Origin of the sequence: Candidatus Planktophila sp. (assembly GCF_040402275.1) — a bacterium.
Taxonomy (GTDB): Bacteria; Actinomycetota; Actinomycetes; order Nanopelagicales; family Nanopelagicaceae; genus Planktophila.
In genome coordinates this window covers 1-21538 of record NZ_JBBAMW010000017.1, presented here as the reverse complement: position 1 = coordinate 21538, position 21538 = coordinate 1, and the positions used below count along the sequence as shown (strand labels likewise).

Sequence of the window (21538 nt, the reverse complement as noted above, 5' to 3'; positions counted from 1 at the left end):
CTCAGCGGTAGAGCACCACATTGACATTGTGGGGGTCACTGGTTCGATCCCAGTACGGTCCACTTAGTAGATATAACTCACATTTACGGTAAATAACCCCTACATCCTCAATGCCTACTCGCGAGTTAGGCTCATCAATCTTTACAGTTAGGACATGCAGACAGCTGTTAGATACCCAACCATCATTCAAGGTGGAATGGGAATCGCTGTCTCTTCTTGGCAATTAGCACAGCAGGTTGCAATTGCAGGTGAGCTGGGAGTTATTTCAGGTACAGCTATTGACTCAGTCGTAGCGCGCCGTTTACAAGATGGCGATATTTCAGGCGATATTCGCCGCGCAATGTCACATTTTCCAAACCAGACAACGATTGCTGAAATTATGGATCGCTTCTTTATTGAAGGCGGTCGCGCTGCAGATAAACCGTATTTGGATGTTCCAAAGCTAAGCATTAAGGGAAATCTTTTTTCCAATAACTTATTAGCAGTATCTAGTTTTGTTGAGGTCTGGCTCGCCAAAGAAGGCCATAACGGTCTCATCGGAATGAATATTTTGGAGAAGATTCAACTAGCAATTCCTGCCCAGCTCTATGGCGCAATGCTTGCTGAAGTTGATTACATTTTGATCGGTGCTGGTATTCCAGCCCAAATCCCACATGTGCTCAATGAAATTTCAGTTGGTAATAAGGTAGCAATGAAGGTCGAAGTTGCCGATACAAAAGATAAGAACTATTTGCATTTTGATCCCACGACCCTTGGAATTGAAAACTTTCCAATCAAACGACCACAATTCTTGGCAATCGTTTCCTCCCACGCACTCGTCGCCTATTTGAATAAAGATGAAGAGACGAAGCCTGATGGCTATGTCATCGAATATCACGTAGCAGGAGGTCACAACGCTCCTCCACGAGCAAAGAATGCGGTTGATGACAATGGCGAAGCGGTCTATAACGATTTAGATATTCCTAATCTTGAAAAGATCCTTGCATCAGGATCTCCGTTTTGGCTTGCAGGTGGTTTTGCAACCCCTGCGAAAGTTGTCGAAGCTTTAGCGCATGGGGCTAAGGGTGTTCAAGTTGGTTCAGTCTTTGCCTTATCTAATGAATCAGGATTTACCGACGAAAATAGATCCAACGTGCTCAACTCTCTTGCAGACCCAAACATGCGTGTTCTTACAGATGCAAGTGCTTCACCAACTGGGTTCCCATTTAAAGTTATCCAGAATAATCAAACTCTTTCCAATGACAATCTCTACAAAGAGCGCACCCGAATTTGTGATCTAGGGTATTTGCGCACGATGTATCAACGTGAAAAGGGAGGCATTGGATATCGATGCCCAGCAGAACCACTCGATAATTATGAATTCAAGAATGGCCAAGTAGATCAAGCACAAGGATCAAAGTGTTTGTGTAATGCACTCATGGCTGATATCGGCTTAGGCCAAGTACGACCTGATGGCAGGACCGAGATTTCACTGCTGACATTTGGCTCAGATCTTGAAGGACCACGCGCCATGCGTGCGAAGTACCCAACAGGTTGGAACGCAGTACAGGCAATTAACTTCTTAAAGGAACAAATCTCCTAGTATCTCGTTCTATGATTTAGGTTCTAATGAATCAACTACTGCTCAATGTCCCAGCATTTGCCGTTGCCACACTTTTGTTAGTGATGGTGCCGGGTCAGGGTGTCGCTATGGTCTTAAGGCAATCAATACTTGGTGGAAGCAAGGCAGCATTTCTTTCGGCTATTGGTAACTGTGTTGGAATTCTTACGTGGGCTGCTTCAAGTGCGGTCGGTCTATCTGCAATATTTGCTCAATCCCAGACTGCATACTCAATTCTAAAGTGGGCCGGAGTCGCCTTCTTAGTTTTTGTGTCACTCGAAACCTTGTTCGCACTGCGACATGAATTTGGAAAGTTTGACCTTGAGAGCAAGAGTGAAGTGAGTGACTGGGGATCTTTTCGATTAGGTCTCATTACCAACCTCACCAATGTAAAGGCTGCTGTTTATGCTGTTGCTTTCCTACCGGCCTTTGTCCCGAGTAGCTTTTCACTGGCCTGGGGGATCTTCATTTTCGGTTCTATCTGGGCTCTTGTTTCAATCCTCTGGAATATCTTCTTAATCTGGACTGTCAAAAAATCCTCTGTCTACATTCAAAAGCCAGTCGTACGCCGCACACTGACAGCGATTTCAGCCCTTGGAATCATGGGTTTAGCAATTGGTTTAGCACTTTCGTCAGGTCGTTAATCCCTCGATGAAAGTAAGGCTATTTTGAAAGATAAGTTCCTGGTCATAATCCAAAGTTGCAACGTGGTAGCTGTTGACCAGTTCAATACGCGTTTTATCCTTCGACCCAATCCCAGACAAGATGATTTCAGTATTAGACACCGGCAAGGTGTGATCCTCAACAGAATGAAAGAGCTGGACGGGAACAGTTACCGAATCAAGATTCTTTCGTGTAACCCGTAGCATTTTGAGCGCTTGATAAACCCCTCGCATCGGTGTTGCGTCATAACCCCACTCTGTAATACCTGGGCGCTTAATGTCATTTCCCACACTGGCCCGCATCTTGCGTAAACGTGATGCCAAAAAGGATAGTTCAACGGTTATACCTGGGAGATGAATCCAAGGATTAACTAAAATAATTCCTTTGATCGCATCGTTATGGGAGGTAGCAACATTTAGAACTGTGCCTCCACCCATCGAAAGTCCGACTAAAAATATTGTGTCGCAGGTTTTTTGAAGTTCGCCAAATTCTTTAGCGACCTTGTCCGGCCATTCCTGCCATTTAACGTCATTCAAATCTTCAGCTGTAGTTCCATGCCCGGGTAATAGTGGTACCCGCACTGTGTAACCCTTGGAATGCAAGAACTCGCCCCATGGACGCATCGACGGTGGTGCCCCCGTAAATCCATGAACCAGAAGAACACCCACATGCGCATTCTTACCCGAACCAGGTGCAGACCAATCCTGCATCCATCCTGCTGGTGCTCCTTCAATAGCCATACGAAAACTCTATTGCCTGACTCTTGTCAGTTCAATGACATACGATCGGCCACATGGTGAACATTGGTGAGACTCTTCTCTCAGACACCACATTTGCAGTGATCGATCTTGAGACATCTGGTGGCTCGCCTAAATCGGGAGCAGGTATTACTGAAATAGGTGTAGTAAAGATACGTGGCGGAAAAGTCCTTGGAACCTTTCAAAGTTTCGTTGATCCAGGACACTCGCTACCGCCATTTATTACACAATTAACTGGCATTACCGATGAAATGTTGCTGTCTGCCCCTTTCATCGATGAAGTACTACCAACTCTATTTGAGTTCTTGGGCTCACCAGATCAGACGGTTTTAGTTGCTCACAACTCTCCCTTTGACATGAGCTTTCTTAAGGCTGCCGCACTTGTCCATGAGTACCAATGGCCCACATACGCAACCATTGACACTGCTCGTTTAGCGCGAGCCGTTCTAGATAGAGATGAAGTTATCAACTGCAAGCTAGGAACACTTGCAGAGTTCTTCAACTCAGAAACATCCCCCAACCACCGGGCCCTTGATGATGCACTCGCCACAGTTGATGTCTTACATGGCATCATTGAAAGACTTGCTGGTCATAAGGTGCGAACCTTCGAAGAAATGCGAAACTTTCCTTCAAAAAAGAAAAGAACTAAGCGCCCAATTTCTGAGTAAGTGCAGACCACTTGGCAACTAAGTCAGTTGCATCGCCTGAATCAATTGCTTCCACTGCTCTTGAAATCCCATGTGCCAGTCGATCGTGAAGGCTTAAATCAAAGTTGGCCTCATATGCAGCAATGGCTGCTGCCGCGTTAAGGAGTACCGCATCTCGTGGCGCACCTTTTTCACCAGCAAAGATTGCTGTTGTGATGCGAGCATTTTCTTGTGCATCTCCCCCAACCAGTGCTGAAATTGGAGCTCGCTGCATATCAAAATCCAAGGGATCAATGACTTCACGTGCAATTTCTCCCCCACCAATTGTCAATACAGAGGTGGTAGTTGCAAGGGTAATCTCATCCAAACCATCATCACCACGGAAAACAAAACCATCTACTCCGCGATCGGCAAGCACCTGAGCCATCACCAAGTGCATGCGTTCATTAGCAACACCAATAGCTGCTGCCTTCGGTTGTGCAGGGTTAGCTAAAGGTCCCAAAATATTAAACACGGTCGGAGTTCCTAACTCTTTGCGTGCTGGCGCGGCAAAACGCATAGCCGGATGAAAGACTGGAGCAAAACAAAAGCCAATTCCAAGTTCTGCAAATGTTTTCTCAACCCCCATGCCATCTAGGTTGATATTGACCCCAAGGGCCTCTAACAAATCTGCTGCACCTGATTTTGAAGAGGCTGCACGATTTCCATGTTTAACAACCTTTACTCCAGCTGCCGCGGCAATGATTGCAGAGGTCGTTGAAATATTGATTGTGTGGGCGCCATCTCCACCGGTACCAACTGTGTCGACAGCTCTCTCATTGATGGTTATCGGAGCGCAATGTTGATACATCTGCGCCACTAACGCGCCGACCTCTTCAGCAGTTTCACCTTTGGCTTTCAAGGCAAGTAAGAACTTCTTGATTACTTCGATGTCTGCGTTCCCCGTGAGGATCTCATTCATGCACCACTGAACATCTTGTGTTTCAAGATCTAAACTCGACTGTAAACGCGAAATGTGTGAATCCCACCGCGTTTGCATCATCACGATATTTAAGCAGAAACGAGTGTTGTGCCGCGGAGTAATTGCGCCGCTGTTTTAGCAAGAGTAAAGGGGTCAATGGGGTGGACAACCGAAGCTTCAGCCATTGACCAGGCTGCCAACCACGCATCTTCTTTTCGACCAGTGATAACCAAGACAGGCGGGCAATTGAAAACTTCATCCTTTAATTGGCGCGCTATTCCCATGCCACCTTCTTGAGCTGCTTCTCCATCAAGAATAAAAAGGTCGACGCGAGATCCACCACCAATGCTTTTGGTATCAACGTAGGCACGCAAGGCAGAGCCCGTGGCGAACTCATGAATCTCATGCTCTGGTAGATCTGCGGCAACTCTTCGTCCCAAGGCAGAGGCAATTGAGGCACGAACCGATGAATCATCGGAGTACACAATTATCTGCTTCTTGGTCTCTGACATAGTTGAAAGTCTATTCTCGAAACACAGATATAGCCTCATTTCTCTGAACCAGAGCCAGCACTTTTATAGTGATCCGTTTCACCTCAGATGCACTCATTTACGACACCCTATGAGCCCGCTGGCAAGACGCCGAGCCTAATTTCGGGAATAATCGGCTTCATGTCCAGCACAGTCGCACATCAGAAGATCACTCGCCCCAACGCAGTAGCTGTGGGCACGATCGTGTGGCTTGCAAGTGAACTCATGTTCTTTGCTGCTTTGTTTGCAATGTATTTCACCATTCGGGCTGTTCAAGGTCCTGCTGTCTGGGCGGAATCAACAGTGCTTCTAAACATTCCTTTTGCAGCATTTAATACAACCATTCTTGTTCTCTCATCTGTTACATGCCAGTTCGGCGTCTTTGCCGCTGAACGTTTTCAAAATTATCGAACCGGAAACGTATTTCAATTCACCAGATGGGGAATGCGCGAATGGTTCGCGACAACATTCCTGATGGGTGCATTTTTCGTTTCCGGACAGATCTATGAATACGCAATGCTGGTCTCTGAAGGCAAAACGCTTTCATCGGATGCATACGGCTCGGTCTTTTACGTTGCAACTGGTTTTCACGGCTTGCACGTAACGGGCGGCCTCATTGCCTTTTTAATTGTGATGGTCCGTGTTTCAAAGGCCAGACGTTTTACGCATCAGCAAGCAACAACAGCAATTGTAGTTTCGTATTACTGGCACTTCGTAGACGTTGTGTGGATCGCTCTTTTCTCAGCGATCTACCTCATTAAGTAGTAAGGGACTCAAGTGAAGCGCATATCTCGATACCGTCGCCACAAGGCGGCTGGACCATTTCTCCTTCTCTTCGCTTTATTTGCTATCGGAACAACTTTTAACGTTGCAAGTGCGACAACTTCTGCAGAAACAACAGCTGCAGATCGCTCAGTGCAGATTGAAGAAGGACGCCAGATATTCCTTAAGGGTTGCTCTTCTTGTCACGGCTTAAATGCAGAAGGTGCACAGATAGCACCTTCTCTTATCGGCGTCGGCGCAGCCTCTGTTGATTTCCAAGTTGGTACAGGTCGCATGCCGTTGGCGGAAATGAGCGCACAGGCGATGCGCAAGGATCCAATCTATAGCCCTGAAGAAACAGCAGCTTTAGCTGCCTATGTTGCAACCCTTGCACCTGGACCAGCCATTCCTGGTGAGTCAGAACTCAATTTTGAACGTGATGGAAGTACTGCTGAAGGTGGAGAGCTGTTCCGAAACAATTGCGCGATGTGTCACAACTTTGCCGGTCAAGGTGGCGCGCTCTCACAAGGTAAGTACGCACCGACATTGATGGGTGTTGAACCAAAACATATTTATGAAGCAATGGTTACTGGGCCACAGTCAATGCCAGTTTTTAGTGATAAAACAATTACAACCGAAGAAAAAATGTCGATCATCAAGTGGATCAAGGCAGCAGAGAGCGAACCAAATCTTGGCGGTGCATCACTTGGTCGCGTGGGTCCCGTGACAGAAGGTTTATTGGGTTGGGTATTGGGGTTAGGAATGCTTATCGGCGTTGCTGTTTGGCTAGCGATGAAGGCGAGATAACACAATGTCTAATGAAATCGAATCAATAAAAGACCCAGGCCTGCCTGCCCACGTTCACCGCAAAGCTGACACGGATCCAGCAGCTGCAAATCGTGCCGAGCGCCAAGTAGCAATACTGTTTGGAATTTCTGCACTTGGAACAGTTCTACTGATTGTTTCTTACATATTTATTCCTGATGATCTCTTCATTTTTATTCCTGTCATGGGGAGTCAGAATGCGCATCAACTTGGGCTCGGTTTAGGAATGGCAATTTCCTTGTTCTTCATTGGCATGGGTGCAATTCACTGGGCTAAAACATTAATGCCCGACACAGAAGTTGTTGCACAACGTCACGAGTTCCGCTCACCAGATTCAGATCGTAAAGAGTTTGTCGATGCTGTTAAATCAGGAGCAGGTGCTGCAGGATTAGGTCGCCGCTCTTTAATTAAGAGATCTCTCGGAGCTGCTCTTGGATTATCTGCTCTCTCTCCGCTACTTCTACTTCGCGATTTGGGTCCTTTGCCAGGCAAAGAGCTTGAGAAGACAAGCTGGAAATCAGGTACGTATTTAGTGACAGATCCGGGCAATCGCCGCATCAAAGATTCTGATCTTGAAGTTGGCGCAGTAGCCCAGGTCCTTCCTGAAATTTCAGATCCAGAGCATCGCAAACTGAACGACATTGCTAAGGATGCGGTCTTGCTCATTCGTCTTCGCCCGCAGGAGTTCAATCTTGAGGCGGACAAGTTGGCAATGACCCACGATGGGATCATCGCTTTCTCAAAGATTTGTTCTCACATGGGATGCGCGGTGGCGCTCTATGAACAGCAAACCAAGCACCTGCTCTGCCCATGTCATCAATCAACATTTGATGTGACTCGGGGGGCCAAAGTTATCTTCGGACCTTCCGCCAGGCCATTACCGCAATTAGATATTACAATTGATGATGAGGGTTACCTCGTGGCACGCCAACCATTCTCCGAACCAGTCGGACCTAGTTTCTGGGAGCGAAACTCACAATGACAGTTGAAGCGCGTTTAGGCACCGTTGCTAACTATGTAGATGAGCGCACTGGCGGTGCGGCATGGATGAAGAAGAACCTGCAAAAGGTATTTCCTGATCACTGGTCATTCCTCTTAGGCGAAGTTGCGCTGTACTCATTTGTTATCTTGCTTTTGTCCGGAACTTTTCTTACTTTTTGGTTTGATCCTTCACAGCGTGAAGTTATTTACGAAGGTAGCTATGAACCTCTTGAAGGTATAAAAATGTCGGCCGCTTACGCTTCCGCCCTACACATCTCATTTGAGGTTCGCGGTGGACTCTTGATGCGCCAGATTCACCACTGGGCGGCACTGATATTTATGGCAGCAATTGTTGCCCACATGATGCGCGTCTTCTTTACCGGAGCGTTCCGCAAGCCGCGTGAAGGTAACTGGATTCTTGGTATCGGACTTCTAACTTTAGGAATCGTTGAAGGTTTCCTTGGTTACTCACTTCCAGATGATCTTTTGTCAGGTACTGGAGTTCGTATTGCAGAGGCGATTATTCAAGCCTTACCTGTTGTGGGCTCGTATCTTGCTTACTTCGCTTTCGGTGGCGCCTTCCCAGGCGAAGCCTTTATTCCACGTATTTACACTGTGCACGTGTTGCTATTGCCAGGAGCATTCTTGGCGTTAATCACCGCTCACTTAATGTTGGTGTGGTATCAGAAGCACACTCAGTACCCAGGTCCAGGGCGCACAGAAAAAAATGTAGTGGGATACCCATTGATGCCTACATACATGGCCAAAGCTGGCGGATTCTTCTTCATCGTCTTCGGTGTGACAGCGTTTTTGGCTGCTGTTGCATCTATCAATCCGATTTGGCTCTACGGTCCATACACCCCGGGACAAATCTCTGCCGGTTCCCAACCCGATTGGTATATGGGATGGCTTGATGGTCTGGTGCGTATGGCTCCCCCAATTGAAACTCAGGCATTTGGTCACACAATTTCCTGGAACATCTTGGTACCAGGGTTAATTATTCCCGGCATCTTGTTTACTGGAATGGCGTTGTATCCATTCATTGAAAGTTGGATAACTGGCGATAAGCGCGAGCATCATCTACTTGATCGTCCACGTAATGCGCCAAACCGCACCGCACTTGGTGCCATGTCACTTACATTTGTGATGGTTACTTTGATTAACGGTGGTAACGACATCATTGCTACCCACTTTGATCTGTCCATTAATCAGATAATGTGGGGTACTCGTTTTGGAGTCTTCATACTTCCTCCCCTTGCTTTTGTGATTACAAAGCGTCTTTGCTTGTCATTACAGCGTGCAGATCGTGACTTGGTTCTTCACGGTCGTGAAACTGGAACTCTTCTTCGTTTGCCACATGGTGAGTTTGTAGAAGTCCACGAACCGATTTCACCAGAGAAGGCATACTTCCTCACTTCACACGAACAGGCTCCAGCACTGGAACTACCTACCGTTGATGGCCACGGAGTAAAGCGCGCTCATGCGCTACGAAATAAACTTCGTGCACGTATGAGTGTTGCTAACGCTGAAGCGATTCCTAAGGTCTCAGTCAATGATCTGAAAGAGATCGAACACCACTAATTAGCTATAACTAGCCAAACACCCAGGGCTGTAATTCCTATACCTAGGAAGCCTTGGGTGTTTACTTTTTCCCCGAACAAAAAGAACGCCTCTATGGCAGTTGCCGGGGGAATCAAATAGAGCAGTGAAGACACCGATGCAGCGCTTCCAGTGTTGAGCAACCACAGCAAAAGCAAAATCGCACCAACTGATAAGACGGCAATTAGCCACACAAACGCAACAATAAATTCTCCGCTCCATTGAATACGAGTGCCACCTGTTGCAATTGCAGCTATACCTAAAACCACACCACTTGCCAGGTATTGATATGCGGTCCCCGAGATTATCGGAACGTCGCCACCAATCTTTTTTTGCAACAAAGTCGCGGCAGTGCTTCCAATTAACGCAACAAGAATCCCGATCACACCACTTAGTGGAATATCTTGCTCAAAGGAAGGGCCTAATACTAAAACAACACCTATAAATCCAAGCACTAATCCCACAACTTGCTTTGCCTTGAGTTGCTCTCCCAATACTTTTACAGCTAAGAGAGAAACCAGCACCGGCTGAACACTGGTTACAACCGCGGCCACACCCGCCGGCAGTCCTTTGGAAATGGCGTAAAACACTCCCCCTAAATAACATGCATGAAGAAAGAAACCAATGACCGCAGAGCGGGTAATAGCTGATGCACCTATTGCAATGGGTGCCTTCATTACTGTGGCTATTGCAAACAAAATCAGAGCTGCGATTAAGACCCGAACCGATAAGAATATGAATGGATCTGCATAAGGCAACCCATACTTTGCACCAATAAAGCCCGTACTCCACAAGAGCACGAAAAGTACTGGAGCAAATCTAGCTAATTTTATGCCTCGCAAATCGACTTCAACCGCACTAATGATTTTGCCATCCACTTGGGATTGTGCGCCATAGCACCTGTCATCTTGAGCCATCGAGCTGCATATCCAGGTATTGCACTAGCATCAAAAGATTCGGTGACTTGCGTGGAGCCATTGCCCAATTCCATCAGTTCGTAGGACCATCTCCACTTCATTAAGTGACACCATGAGATTTTTTTATTCTCCTCAAATGCCACTACAGTATTTTTGATGCGATATGGGATCTTGATTTTCATACCCATTGCAAACTTTGCCCCTAGAAATAGTCGCTCTGGGCCAGAGATGGATTTCTGAATAGTTTCAGAACCATCAAATAACATATGTGATGCGGGGTTTGCTAGTAAATCAAATATAGTGCTGGCTGGGGCGTTGATAACTATTCGAGCTGCTGTTGTGTTTGGCCCATCTGTGGGAAGAATTTCCGCGCGGACATTACTCATTAGTGTGAAGTAGAAGTTGCTGGCTTCTCGTACTCGGTAACCATCCCGATAACTGAGATCATCAACGCGCCGAGGCCAATCAGTGAGAGCCACCATCCAATTAACAATCCCAAACCGAGTGTGCTGGCACTGAGTGCAACTGGCAGAGGCCACCAAGAGTGTGGGCTGTAGAAACCTAGTTCGCCGGCACCATCTGAAATTTCCGCTGTGAGGTTATCTTCAGGAAGGTCTACGCCAATTCGCTTTTGTGTAAACCAAATATAAAAGCCAATCATTCCCGCCAAGCAGGCCGATAAAAGCAAGCCGCTAATACCCAAAGGCTCTCCGCCGATGCGTACATACACAACAGTCACAATTGCATAGAAGAGTGCAAGTCCGCCAAATAGCTTCCACGAGGCCTTCATGTGCTTTTACTTCCCTTCTATCTTTACATCTGGGTGATGTAAATCAAAGGCTGGTCGTTCACTAGAAATACGTGGCATAGACAAGAAATTGTGGCGTGGAGGTGGGCACGATGTTGCCCACTCAAGAGAGCTTCCATACCCCCAAGGATCATCCACGCCAACCATCGGTGCCTTACGAGTAATCCAGATATTTATAAAGAATGGAATCATCGAGAGAGCAAGCAGGAATGAACCAATTGTGGAAACTGTATTCATGAAGGTAAAGCCATCACCCGGAAGATAATCAGCATAACGTCGAGGGAATCCCTTGATGCCCAACCAGTGCTGAATCAAGAAGGTGAGGTGGAACCCAACAAACAAAGTCCAGAAGTGAATCTTTCCAAGACGCTCATTAAGCATGCGTCCTGTCATCTTCGGCCACCAGAAATAAAACCCTGCAAACATTGAGAAAACTACTGTTCCAAAGAGAACATAGTGGAAGTGTGCAACCACGAAGTAGCTAGCAGAGACTGCAAAATCAAGAGGTGGGGACGCAAGGATGATTCCTGTAAGACCACCAAAGAGGAATGTCACAAGGAATCCCATAACCCACAGCATTGGAGTTTCGAAGGTTACGTGACCTCTCCACATGGTTCCGATCCAGTTGAAGAATTTAACGCCGGTAGGAACACCAATCAAAAATGTCATAAATGAGAAGAAGGGCAGTAAAACTTGACCGCTTGCAAACATGTGGTGGGCCCATACAGATACTGACAGTGCTGCGATAGCAATTGTTGCTGCAATCAGACCTAGGTAACCAAAGATTGGTTTACGACTAAAGACTGGCAAGATTTCAGTAACGATTCCAAAAAACGGCAGGGCAAGAATGTAAACCTCAGGATGGCCAAAGAACCAAAATAGGTGCTGCCACAGCATGGCTCCGCCATTTGCCGGATCAAATAAATGCGATCCATATAAACGATCTGCCTCAAGTCCTAAGAACGCAGCTGCTAATGGTGGGAATGCAAGTAACACTAAAATTGATGTGAGAAGGACGTTCCAGGAAAAAATGGACATACGAAACATTGTCATTCCGGGCGCGCGCATCGTGAAAATCGTCGTAATGAAGTTAACTCCACCAAGAATTGTTCCGACACCACTGATTGCTAAACCGATCAGCCACAGATCCCCACCGATACCTGGTGAATATTCGGAGCTTGAAAGTGGCGCATACGCCGTCCAACCAAATGATGCCGCTCCCCCTGGAGACAAGAAGCCAGTAAAGGTCATCAAGCCACCAAATAGGAAGAGCCAATAAGAGAACATATTCAAACGTGGGAATGCAACATCTGCCGCGCCAATTTGAAGAGGCATGATTACATTTGCAAAGCCCACGAACAATGGGGTTGCAAACATCAAAAGCATGATCGTTCCATGCATTGTGAAGATCTGGTTGTACTGCTCGTTACTTAAAAACTGCATTCCTGGTCGGGCCAATTCAGCACGCAGAACAAGTGCCAAAACGCCGGCAATCAAGAACCAGGCAAAAGATGTCATCAGGTACATGTACCCGATCGTCTTGTGATCGGTAGAGGTAATCCACTTTACAAAAGATTTACCTTTCGCAGCAGGCATTGGAGCCTTCAGGGTTGTCGTAGGACGTTCTGCGTACGTTGTCATGCTTTGCTCCCCTTAAGTGTTTCTAAATATGTATCAAATTCGCTAGGTGTTACTACCTTGACCGTGAAAAGCATCTGCGAGTGATTTCGTCCACATAAAATATTGCAACGTCCTGGGAACTCACCCAACTTGTTAGCGGTAAATTCCAGCTCGTTGGTAACCCCTGGAAGATTTTGCATTTGAATCATAAAAGCCGGAATCCAGAAACCGTGGACTACATCATTTGAAGTAATTGTGTAACGGACGCGCTCCCCCAGTGGAAGTACCAAGGTAGGAGGTTGTGTTGGAGATCCGGTTACAACAGCCTTGTCTCCAGCCTCTGGATAACCGAACTGCCACGACCACTGGAATCCCTCAACGGTAATTTCATGAGCATATGTATCAGTTTTTTCAGTAATTATGTTTTGTCGTTCAACTGTGAAAAAGAAAAGCACCGCAACAATGATGAAGGGAATTATCGTGTATGCAACTTCGACAGGAACGTTGTACTGAGTTTGCTTAGGAAACTCTGGGCCATCCTTTTTGCCGCGATGAAAAACTGCTGGCCATAAAATTAGAATTAATGTAAATACTCCAACGACACCTGCTGCGATCCATGCACCTTGCCACAAGGACAGTGAGGCATCATTGATGCTTGAAACTCCCTCGGGAAAGCCCCAATCCATACTCTTTGAGCAACCTGTTAACAAAAGAACAGGAAGCAGTAAGAGCAGTGCTCGTAAGCGCGAAAACAGGGTGCGAGGCATGGCTTAAGGATAGTTTGTATTAGGCGTTAGCGTCGCACGAGCACATTCACAAGGAGTGGTGGCGCTCCTCACATCTAGGAGAGATGAAGTGCAATTTCATCTGCGGCGGCTTGGCCATACGCCTCGGCAAATCGAGCAATAAATTCAGGATTCGTAAAGCGGTATTCCTGCGTACCCAAGGTTTCGATGACATACGTGGCTATCAACGCACCCAGCTGCGCACATCGCTCATGTGAAACTCCCCATGCAAGTCCGGCTATGAAACCAGATCTAAATGAATCCCCCACTCCGGTTGGATCGGTCTTAGATTTCTCTTTGGGGCAGCCAACTTGAACAAACTCCCCCGCCGCACTTTCTACCTTCGCACCCTTTGAACCCAAAGTCACTACTCGATATGTCACACGTTCCAAAATCTCCCGGTCACTCCACCCTGTTTTTTGCATTGCAAGGGCAAGTTCATACTCATTGAGAAACAGATAAGCCGCGCCTTCGATTAACTGCTTAATTTCTTCACCAGACATGCGCGCCATCTGCTGCGAGGGGTCGGCTGCAAATGCAATTCCTTGTTGGCGACAGACTTCGGAGTGGCGAAGCATTGCTTCTGGATCATCAGGTGAAATCACCATCATGTCTAAGCGACCAACTTTTTCCATAATCGGACTTAGTTCAATGTTTCGAGCCTCTGACATTGCGCCAGGAAAAAAGGATGCGATTTGATTGAGATCTTGATCGGTTGTGACAACAAAGTGTGCGGTGTGAAGGGTCTTTGACACTAACGCGTGCGAAGTATCAACGCCGTGACGTGAAAGCCAGGCATCGTAATCGGCCCAGTCTTTACCAACGGCTGCAATCAAAATTGGATTCAGCCCAAGAACACCCATTCCAAAAGCTATGTTTGCCGCACACCCTCCGCGGCGCACATCCAAGCTATCAACAAGAAATGACAGTGAGACTTTTTCAAGAGAACCGGCGACGAGTGAGTCAGTAAATTTTCCAGAGAAGGTCATCAAGTGATCAAGACCAACAGAGCCCGCTACACCAATTTTCATGTGGGGATACTAATGCGAAAAGCGCAGATACTTAGTTGAATGAATCACCACAAGCACAAGAACCTTGCGCTTGAGGATTATCAATAGTAAATCCCTGCTTTTCGATCGTGTCAACGAAATCAATCGTTGCACCTGAAAGATATGGGTCGCTCATCTTGTCGGTAATCACCTTTACTGCGCCAAATTCACGCACGATGTCACCATCCATGTTGCGATCATCAAAGTAGAGCTGGTACTTAAGGCCTGAACATCCACCTGGCTGTACAGCAACGCGCAAATTGAGATCGTCGCGTCCTTCTTGAGCCAACAAAGCAGACACCTTTGCGGCGGCTACATCAGTTAGCTGAATTCCAGTTGTTGTCGTTACTTCAGTTGTCATTGCTCTCTCCTTGATTGACTCCTACTCAAAGCCTACTCCCCCCGTGTCCAGCAAGCGAGTTGAGGAGCGATTCAACACGGCCTCTATAGTTATGCCATGAGTACTAATGAGAGCAAGGGTCGTCCAACCCCAAAACGCAAAGAGGCTGAGTCAAAACGCAAGGTTTCTTCCCTCGCACCGATTGTCACTAAAGATCAGAAGCGAGCTTCGAAGGCTCTATCCAAGCAAGATCGAGTTGCCCAACGCGCTGCATATCTTCGTGGTGACGAAGCAGCTTTACCACTTAGAGATCGTGGCCCTGCTCGTCGCTTTGTTCGAAACTATGTCGATTCTCGTCGCTCAACTGGTGAATATTTCCTACCAACAATATTTGTTGTTTTAGTTTTGACCCTTTTCCCAGTTCCAGCAATTCAATTGGGAGCAATCGCGCTGATGTATGCGATGTTAATCATCGCAGTTGTTGATGGAATTCTTCTCTCAAAGAAAATCCGCAAAGCAGTAGAGGCACAATTTCCTGGCACCGCAACAAAGGGTCTAGGAATGTATGCCTGGCTTCGATCAACTCAAATGCGACGCTTACGTGCGCCACATCCTCAAGTATCAATCAGTAAAAAGAAGAGCTAAGCGCGAGGATTCGGGCTTTCATTCTTCTTTGCATCGCGCTCTGGAAGTGTGCCAAGTGCTGCGTCAATTGCCTTCATGACATCTGAATCTAGTTTCACACCAGATGCCTTCACATTTTCCCTGACCTGCTTTGGCTTGGTAGCACCCATGATGGCACTGGAGACATTTGGATTTTGAAGCACCCATGCAATAGCAAGCTGGCCGATAGTTAACCCAACACCGTCTGCTATTGGCTTTAGTTTTTGAACCGCTTCCAAAACCTCTTCGCGCATCCAACCCTTGATCATGTTTGCGCCACTGCCCTTGTCAGTTGCGCGCGATCCTGCTGGCGCTTTCTTTCCAGGTAAGTACTTACCGGTCAAGATCCCTTGAGCCATAGGTGACCACACGATTTGGCCAATACCCTCTTTTTGAGAAAGTGGAACAACTTCAGCCTCAATAACACGCCATAGAGCTGAATACTGTGGCTGGCTTGAAACAAAGCGGTTGTAACCGCGAGCATCTTGAACTGCTAATGCTGATTTGATTTGCGCAGCGTTCCACTCAGAAAAACCAATGTAATGAACCTTGCCAGCACGGATTAGATCATCAAATGCACTTAAGGACTCTTCGATAGGTGTCTCATAATCAAAGCGGTGCATCTGGTAGAGATCGATGTGATCTGTCTGAAGTCGCTTCAGAGATGCATTACAAGACTCGATGATGTGCTTGCGAGAAAGTCCTCGATCATTTTTCCCTGTACCCGTTGGCCAATACACCTTGGTGAACAGTTCATAGGATTCACGCTTTACGCCCTTTAGCGCCTTGCCCAAAACTGTTTCAGCTTTGGTGCCGGCATAAACATCTGCTGTATCAAAGGTTGTAATGCCAACTTCAAGGGCTGCTTTCACACACTTGATAGCTGCATCTGATTCAATCTGGTTTCCGTGAGTGATCCAGTTTCCGTATGAGATTTCAGAAACGTACATTCCGGTACTGCCAAGGCGTCTGTATTCCATGATCGGTAGCGTACGACGAGCGCGCCTAGTTGCCAAGCCCAAAGGGTTATGGTTTGGTTCGCCTACAACTTAATAGCTCACTTGGTAGGGGAAGTTCGGTGCAAATCCGACGCTGACCCGCAACCGTGAATCTCTATCGAGATAAGTCGGATTACCTAGCAAGTGCAGATGAGACAAACACCCGCCGAGGTTTGCGGGGTGTGCTCCTACCACTAGAAGTGTCGAGTAATTCGTCCTACCTATGTGCGGTTCACTCCCTGTGAGACTCTTTCATATTCGAGAGGCTACACAGCAATGAAGTTCAAAATAGTTCTAGCAATGATTCTAATCTCCACATTCATTACGCCCTCTGCGCAAGCTGCAGAAAAGGGTTGGCGTTACTGGGGATATTTCCAAGCAGCTCCAAGCAAAACAGCATGGACTGCTGCAATGACTGGACCAACAGTTGATATCGCCGATGGTTCTGTAGAAGGTTGGTCTTTTGTGTTTAGTTCAGATGACATTCCATCTGTCGAGCCACGAGTAAAGCCTGATTTCAAGAAAATTTGCGCCGGTGTCAAAGCAGACAAAGACACCAAGCGAATTGCAGTAGTAATTGATTTCGGATCTGCTGTGTATGCGCCCAAGGGTGAAAAGGCGAGAAAGACAGTTACAACCTGTGTTCGAACCGCAAAGGAATCCCAAGGCATCGATGTCTTAGGACAAGTCACCAAAATCCGTGCCGCAGGTTCAGGTTTGATTTGTGGTCTAGCTGGTTATCCAGCCAAGGAGTGCGGTGTTGAAATCGCAACTCCAAAAGCACTCGTCAAAAAATAGTTAATGAAAAAACTGTCGCTGCACCCACTGACTTGGTGGATATGGGCTATCGGTTTGGCTATTGCAGTCATCCGATTTGATAGCACTGTATTTACCATTGCTTGTGTGGGTGCAGTTGCAGTTGTTGTTTTTATCAATCGCGACAATGCCCCTTGGGGCAAGAGTTTTAATTGGACCTTGAAATTATCGGCCTGGATTTTGCTGGTGAGAACAATCATCGGCGTCCTGATCGGTGTTCCAATTCCTGGAACAACTCTTTTCACACTCCCAATACTTCCACTGCCTAGCTGGATGCCTGGAATTCGCATCGGTGGAACTGTCACCGCAGAACGGTTAACGTCAGCTCTGACTGAAGGTGTTTTAATTTGCGCAATTATCGTCATCTTCGGCGCCGCGGCCTCACTGACAAGCCCACACCGTTTATTGCGAGTACTCCCTGTCTACATCTATGAATTCGGTATTTCAATCGTCATAGCAACATCAGTGTTACCGCAACTTGTTAGTTCAGTATCCCGCATTCGCCAAGCACAAAAACTGCGCGGACAATCTTTGCGAGGCTTTGCCTCATGGCGACGAGTTGCTATTCCTTTACTTGAAGAATCTCTTGCTAGATCTTTGGACTTGGCCGCTGCGATGGATAGTCGAGGCTATGGCGTAAGCAAAAAGCGCTCTCGATATCGCCCCATCAAATGGCGTCCCGCTGACTCTGCAGTCGTCTTCTCTGCTCTTATTGTTCTTGGTTTATCATGATTAAGTTTTCTAATGTTTCTCTCATTTATCCAAATTCAACAACGACTGTTCTTGAAAACTTAAACCTTGAAATTGCTGAAGGTGAAATGGTTCTAGTCATTGGTCCAACAGGATCTGGTAAATCATCACTGCTGCGTCTGATAAACGGATTAGTTCCTCATCACACAGGGGGAATCTTGGCCGGAGATGTAAGTGTTGATGGGCACTCAACTCAGTTAGTTAAGCCCGGAGGTATGGCCCATCTGATCGGAATTGTTGGTCAAAATCCTTCAAATGGTTTCGTGGCAGATACTGTGGAAGAAGAGCTGGCCTTCGGGATGGAAACTTTAAATCTCCCACCAGATGTCATGCGCAAGCGCGTTGAAGAGGTCTTAGACCTATTAAGTCTTTCGCCATTGCGTGATCGAAGTATTGCAACCCTTAGCGGCGGAGAACAACAAAGGGTAGCTATTGGCTCGGCCTTAGTTGCTCACCCAAAAATCCTAGTTCTAGATGAACCCACTAGTGCATTAGATCCAATAGCCGCTGAAGAAGTGCTCTCTATTTTGCACCGCCTAGTCCATGACTTGAGTCTTACAGTTGTAATCGCCGAACATAAGTTAGAACGAGTTATTCAATTTGCAGACCGGATTGTTCACATCAATGGTGTTGGCGTGGCACAAGTTGGCACCCCTGAAGAAATCTTGATGCACTCGCCTATCGCACCGCCTATCGTGCATCTTGCCCGCGCACTTGGCTTAAAGGAGATCGGAGTTTCTGTTCGTGAAATGAGAAGAATGACCGCAGAGATCCGTGACAAAGAATATGTTCCAAGTGATGTCGTCACATCTACATCTGGAGATCCCATTATTAAAGTGCGAGATCTTTCTGTGAGTTATGACGGCAAGCACGCTCTAAAATCTGTCAGTGCAATAATTTCAAGTAATGAGATCGTCGCGATTATGGGACGAAATGGAGCAGGTAAAAGTTCACTTCTTAAATCCCTTGCGGGAATTTCGGATTTAAGCTCTGGCTCTGTTGATGTTTCTGGATCTAATCCACAAAACCTTAAAGGCAAAGAGCGCAGAACCTCTATCGGTTTCATTCCACAAGAGCCAAGTGATCTTTTGTATGGACAAAGTGTGCAGATTGAGTGCGAACAGGCTGATAAAGATAACCAAATACCGAGCGGGACTACCGCTCAGATATTGCAGCAGTTGGTTCCCGGAGTTTCTCCAACAACTCACCCACGTGATTTGTCCGAAGGTCAACGATTAGGCCTTGCATTAAGCATTGTTTTGTCATCAAATCCTGCTGTATTAATCCTTGATGAACCAACTCGTGGTCTTGATTATCAAGCAAAGAAAGAGCTCACAAAAATACTTATTGAGTTTGCTCGAGCGACGAATAAATGCGTAGTTCTTGCTACTCACGATGTTGAACTTGTAGCTGAGTTGGCCACCAGAGTTCTCTTCCTTGCAGATGGAGACATTGTTGCTGACGGATCAACCCTTGATGTTCTTCTCTCATCCCCGGCATTTGCCCCTCAAGTATCAAAGGTGATGTCACCACAACCTTGGCTAAAGGTTTCAGATGTAGTTGCAGCCATTGAGGCCCAGCAATGAAGCTAACTGCTGGGGTTGTGAAATTTTCAGTCAAGAACGCTTTGGTGCTCTCAATCGCTTCTGTCTGCAGCATTGCCGGTTTTGTATGGCCATTTTTCTACGAAGGAAAAGATCTACCTAAAACTCAGTTGTTCTTCTTAATTGCAATCGTTGCTGCATTTTTCTTAGTCATAGTCGAAATCTCATCTGCGCGCTTAGACGCAAAATCTGTTGCATTGTTAGGTGTATTAGCAGCTCTCATCTCTGCGCTAAGACCACTTGGAGCAGGTGCTGTAGGAATCGAACCAATGTGGTTTGTTCTGATTTTAAGTGCGCGTGTTTTTGGCGCCTCATTCGGATTTCTTTTAGGCATCATCTCTATGTTTGCATCAGCCTTATTAACAGGCGGGCTTGGCCCTTGGCTTGGTTACCAAATGTTTGCTGCTGCTTGGATTGGTATGGCTGCGGGACTCTTACCGAAGAGAATTTCAGGAAAGAGTGAGATAGCAATGCTTCTTGTCTTTGGCGCTCTGGCTGCAGGAACTTTTGGAATTCTGATGGATCTGCAGTTTTGGCCATGGGCACTTGGTAGCAATACTCAGCTCTCCTACATCCCCGGTGGCTCAATATCTGAAAACTTCGGCCGGTTCATCACATTTCACTTTGCAAGTGCAATGGCGTGGGACATCCCTAGAGCTATTTTTACATGTGTATTGATTGCATGTACGGGACCATCTGTTTTATCCGCACTGCGCCGCACTTATACATGTGCAGCTTTTTCAACTCCGGTTGTATTTAGCGAACGTGTGAAGTAACAAAGGGAAGTTTTACGACCTCTGATTGTGATTCTCGGCCTCTCACATCAACAACTAGTTGATCCCCCACGGCAACTTCCTTCGATACTAAAGCCAAAGCAATACCGTGCTTGAGGGTTGGTGAGAAGGTTCCGCTTGTTACTTCGCCAACTACTTCACCTTGTGAGTTTTTCACACTCATCCCTGCTCGAGGGATGCCGCGATCTAGTGACTTGATTGCCACACTCTTGCGCTCTGCTGAGCCACTCTTTTGTGAGAGTAATACATCAGAACCAATAAAGGATTCCTTCTTCCAGCCAACCGCCCAAGAGGCACTTGCTTCAACGGGAGATATGGCAAGAGAGAGTTCATGTCCGTGCAAGGGGTAGCCCATCTCAGTTCGCAAAGTGTCACGAGCTCCGAGGCCACAAATCAATCCATCAAGGGGCGCAATAGCTTTTACTAGTGCATCCCAGACTGCGATTGCATCTTTGGCGTGTGGCAGTAATTCATAGCCAAGTTCGCCTGTGTATCCAGTCCGACACAAAATTACATCAGCGCGAGCAATAGATACGTGTGCAAATGCCATGTAATCGATATCTGTATTGATGCCGAGTTCTTCTAGCACCTTTGGAGCTAATGGTCCCTGCACCGCTAATACTGCGTAATCACTATGAAGATTAGTGACTGTAATTCCAGCCGGTGCTTGTTTTTGCAAAACAGCAACAACATCTGTTGTGTTGGATGCGTTTGGTACAAGGAAGAAATCTGTTTGGCTATTTCGATAAGCAATCAGGTCATCAACAACTCCACCTTGGGGCGTGCATAGCAAGGTGTATTGAGCAGAACCATCTGCAATCTTTGTCAGATCATTTGTGAGGCATTGATTCAAAAAATCCAGTGCACCTTCGCCTCTAACCGAGGCCTTGCCCAAGTGGGAGACATCAAAGATTCCCACACGCTCGCGGACAGCGGTGTGCTCGGCCAATACGCCTGCGCCTGGATACTCAATCGGCATCAACCATCCACCAAAATCAGCCATCTTGGCGTTGAGGTCTAGATGCTTTTGATTGAGGGGCGAAGTCTTCATTGCGCAAACCTACCAAT

The 21538-nt window shown here is 46.8% G+C and carries 24 protein-coding genes and 1 riboswitch; of the genes, 12 read left to right on the top strand and 12 right to left on the bottom strand.

Annotation, left to right across the window (positions count from 1 at the left end; genetic code table 11):
• Positions 1 to 154 precede the first annotated feature (154 nt).
• Both AC9UEY_RS04640 and AC9UEY_RS04635 read left to right on the top strand, forming a co-directional pair.
• A complete protein-coding gene (locus tag AC9UEY_RS04640; protein WP_509538424.1) occupies positions 155 to 1582 on the top strand; it encodes a nitronate monooxygenase in 1428 nt (475 codons plus the stop codon).
• Positions 1583 to 1608: 26 nt separating this feature from the next.
• Complete coding sequence (locus tag AC9UEY_RS04635) at positions 1609 to 2244, top strand: LysE family translocator (protein WP_509538421.1); 636 nt, start codon at positions 1609 to 1611, stop codon at positions 2242 to 2244.
• Here the strand turns inward: AC9UEY_RS04635 and AC9UEY_RS04630 are convergent.
• Positions 2233 to 3003, bottom strand: a complete 771-nt coding sequence (locus AC9UEY_RS04630) for an alpha/beta hydrolase (RefSeq protein ID WP_509538419.1) — start codon at positions 3001 to 3003, stop codon at positions 2233 to 2235. The two genes, AC9UEY_RS04635 and AC9UEY_RS04630, sit on opposite strands and share 12 nt — an antisense overlap.
• A 53-nt stretch (positions 3004 to 3056) precedes the next feature.
• Here AC9UEY_RS04630 and AC9UEY_RS04625 point away from each other — a divergent pair, with 53 nt between their 5' ends.
• The gene (locus AC9UEY_RS04625; protein ID WP_509538416.1) at positions 3057 to 3689 is read left to right on the top strand and encodes an exonuclease domain-containing protein; all 633 of its coding nucleotides are present in this window, start codon (positions 3057 to 3059) and stop codon (positions 3687 to 3689) included.
• On the opposite strand, the gene trpD is transcribed toward AC9UEY_RS04625, so the two are convergent.
• Entirely contained in the window at positions 3667 to 4707 is a 1041-nt protein-coding gene (trpD, locus tag AC9UEY_RS04620; protein ID WP_509538426.1) for an anthranilate phosphoribosyltransferase, read from the bottom strand. The genes AC9UEY_RS04625 and trpD overlap by 23 nt on opposite strands.
• A gap of 11 nt (positions 4708 to 4718) precedes the next feature.
• Positions 4719 to 5141, bottom strand: a complete 423-nt coding sequence (locus tag AC9UEY_RS04615) for a response regulator (RefSeq protein ID WP_509538414.1) — start codon at positions 5139 to 5141, stop codon at positions 4719 to 4721.
• 159 nt (positions 5142 to 5300) lie between these two features.
• Between AC9UEY_RS04615 and ctaE the strand changes: the two genes are divergently transcribed.
• The 4 genes from ctaE to qcrB are packed head-to-tail and all read left to right on the top strand — an operon-like array spanning position 5301 to position 9308.
• Positions 5301 to 5924 (top strand): aa3-type cytochrome oxidase subunit III, encoded by a 624-nt coding sequence (gene ctaE / locus AC9UEY_RS04610; RefSeq protein WP_509538411.1) that lies wholly within the window; start codon positions 5301 to 5303, stop codon positions 5922 to 5924.
• A gap of 12 nt (positions 5925 to 5936) precedes the next feature.
• Complete coding sequence (gene qcrC, locus AC9UEY_RS04605; RefSeq protein WP_509538408.1) at positions 5937 to 6728, top strand: cytochrome bc1 complex diheme cytochrome c subunit; 792 nt, start codon at positions 5937 to 5939, stop codon at positions 6726 to 6728.
• Between the two features lie 4 nt (positions 6729 to 6732).
• Positions 6733 to 7728, top strand: coding sequence for a cytochrome bc1 complex Rieske iron-sulfur subunit (gene qcrA / locus AC9UEY_RS04600; protein WP_509538405.1), 996 nt, complete (start codon positions 6733 to 6735; stop codon positions 7726 to 7728).
• Positions 7725 to 9308, top strand: a complete 1584-nt coding sequence (gene qcrB, locus AC9UEY_RS04595) for a cytochrome bc1 complex cytochrome b subunit (RefSeq protein WP_509538400.1) — start codon at positions 7725 to 7727, stop codon at positions 9306 to 9308. The genes qcrA and qcrB overlap by 4 nt, the downstream gene beginning before the upstream one ends.
• On the opposite strand, the gene AC9UEY_RS04590 is transcribed toward qcrB, so the two are convergent.
• The 7 genes from AC9UEY_RS04590 to AC9UEY_RS04560 all read right to left on the bottom strand — a co-directional run bounded on the left by AC9UEY_RS04590 (position 9305) and on the right by AC9UEY_RS04560 (position 14866).
• Entirely contained in the window at positions 9305 to 10204 is a 900-nt protein-coding gene (locus AC9UEY_RS04590) for a DMT family transporter (protein WP_509538397.1), read from the bottom strand. The two genes, qcrB and AC9UEY_RS04590, sit on opposite strands and share 4 nt — an antisense overlap.
• Positions 10156 to 10629, bottom strand: coding sequence for an SRPBCC family protein (locus AC9UEY_RS04585; RefSeq protein ID WP_509538394.1), 474 nt, complete (start codon positions 10627 to 10629; stop codon positions 10156 to 10158). Before AC9UEY_RS04585 ends, AC9UEY_RS04590 begins: the two co-directional genes overlap by 49 nt.
• Positions 10629 to 11033, bottom strand: coding sequence for a cytochrome c oxidase subunit 4 (locus AC9UEY_RS04580; protein WP_509538391.1), 405 nt, complete (start codon positions 11031 to 11033; stop codon positions 10629 to 10631). Before AC9UEY_RS04580 ends, AC9UEY_RS04585 begins: the two co-directional genes overlap by 1 nt.
• Positions 11034 to 11039: 6 nt before the next feature.
• Entirely contained in the window at positions 11040 to 12692 is a 1653-nt protein-coding gene (gene ctaD, locus AC9UEY_RS04575) for an aa3-type cytochrome oxidase subunit I (protein ID WP_509538389.1), read from the bottom strand.
• Positions 12689 to 13438 (bottom strand): aa3-type cytochrome oxidase subunit II, encoded by a 750-nt coding sequence (ctaC, locus tag AC9UEY_RS04570; RefSeq protein ID WP_509538386.1) that lies wholly within the window; start codon positions 13436 to 13438, stop codon positions 12689 to 12691. The genes ctaD and ctaC overlap by 4 nt, the downstream gene beginning before the upstream one ends.
• Positions 13439 to 13512: 74 nt before the next feature.
• Positions 13513 to 14487: a carbohydrate kinase family protein gene (locus AC9UEY_RS04565; protein ID WP_509538384.1), complete on the bottom strand. Its 975-nt coding sequence runs from the start codon at positions 14485 to 14487 to the stop codon at positions 13513 to 13515.
• 31 nt (positions 14488 to 14518) lie between these two features.
• Positions 14519 to 14866 carry a HesB/IscA family protein gene (locus tag AC9UEY_RS04560; RefSeq protein ID WP_509538381.1) on the bottom strand — a complete coding sequence of 116 codons (348 nt, stop codon included), beginning with the start codon at positions 14864 to 14866 and terminating at the stop codon, positions 14519 to 14521.
• Between the two features lie 96 nt (positions 14867 to 14962).
• On the opposite strand from AC9UEY_RS04560, the gene AC9UEY_RS04555 reads away from it, so the two are divergent.
• Positions 14963 to 15490, top strand: coding sequence for a DUF3043 domain-containing protein (locus AC9UEY_RS04555; protein WP_509538379.1), 528 nt, complete (start codon positions 14963 to 14965; stop codon positions 15488 to 15490).
• Here AC9UEY_RS04555 and AC9UEY_RS04550 read toward each other — a convergent pair.
• Complete coding sequence (locus AC9UEY_RS04550) at positions 15487 to 16488, bottom strand: aldo/keto reductase family protein (protein WP_509538376.1); 1002 nt, start codon at positions 16486 to 16488, stop codon at positions 15487 to 15489. The two genes, AC9UEY_RS04555 and AC9UEY_RS04550, sit on opposite strands and share 4 nt — an antisense overlap.
• A gap of 64 nt (positions 16489 to 16552) precedes the next feature.
• A riboswitch (adenosylcobalamin (AdoCbl) riboswitch) is annotated at positions 16553 to 16694 on the top strand.
• A gap of 88 nt (positions 16695 to 16782) precedes the next feature.
• Here AC9UEY_RS04550 and AC9UEY_RS04545 point away from each other — a divergent pair.
• From AC9UEY_RS04545 to AC9UEY_RS04530, 4 genes are read left to right on the top strand one after another with little or no spacing between them, the layout of a single operon-like run.
• Positions 16783 to 17304, top strand: a complete 522-nt coding sequence (locus AC9UEY_RS04545) for an SCO2322 family protein (protein WP_509538374.1) — start codon at positions 16783 to 16785, stop codon at positions 17302 to 17304.
• Positions 17305 to 17307: 3 nt separating this feature from the next.
• Complete coding sequence (locus tag AC9UEY_RS04540; protein WP_509538371.1) at positions 17308 to 18054, top strand: energy-coupling factor transporter transmembrane component T family protein; 747 nt, start codon at positions 17308 to 17310, stop codon at positions 18052 to 18054.
• The gene (locus AC9UEY_RS04535; protein ID WP_509538368.1) at positions 18051 to 19658 is read left to right on the top strand and encodes an ABC transporter ATP-binding protein; all 1608 of its coding nucleotides are present in this window, start codon (positions 18051 to 18053) and stop codon (positions 19656 to 19658) included. Before AC9UEY_RS04540 ends, AC9UEY_RS04535 begins: the two co-directional genes overlap by 4 nt.
• Positions 19655 to 20452 carry an ECF transporter S component gene (locus AC9UEY_RS04530; RefSeq protein WP_509538365.1) on the top strand — a complete coding sequence of 266 codons (798 nt, stop codon included), beginning with the start codon at positions 19655 to 19657 and terminating at the stop codon, positions 20450 to 20452. The genes AC9UEY_RS04535 and AC9UEY_RS04530 overlap by 4 nt, the downstream gene beginning before the upstream one ends.
• On the opposite strand, the gene gcvT is transcribed toward AC9UEY_RS04530, so the two are convergent.
• Positions 20433 to 21521, bottom strand: coding sequence for a glycine cleavage system aminomethyltransferase GcvT (gene gcvT, locus AC9UEY_RS04525; protein ID WP_509538362.1), 1089 nt, complete (start codon positions 21519 to 21521; stop codon positions 20433 to 20435). The genes AC9UEY_RS04530 and gcvT overlap by 20 nt on opposite strands.
• Between the last annotated feature and the right edge of the window lie 17 nt (positions 21522 to 21538).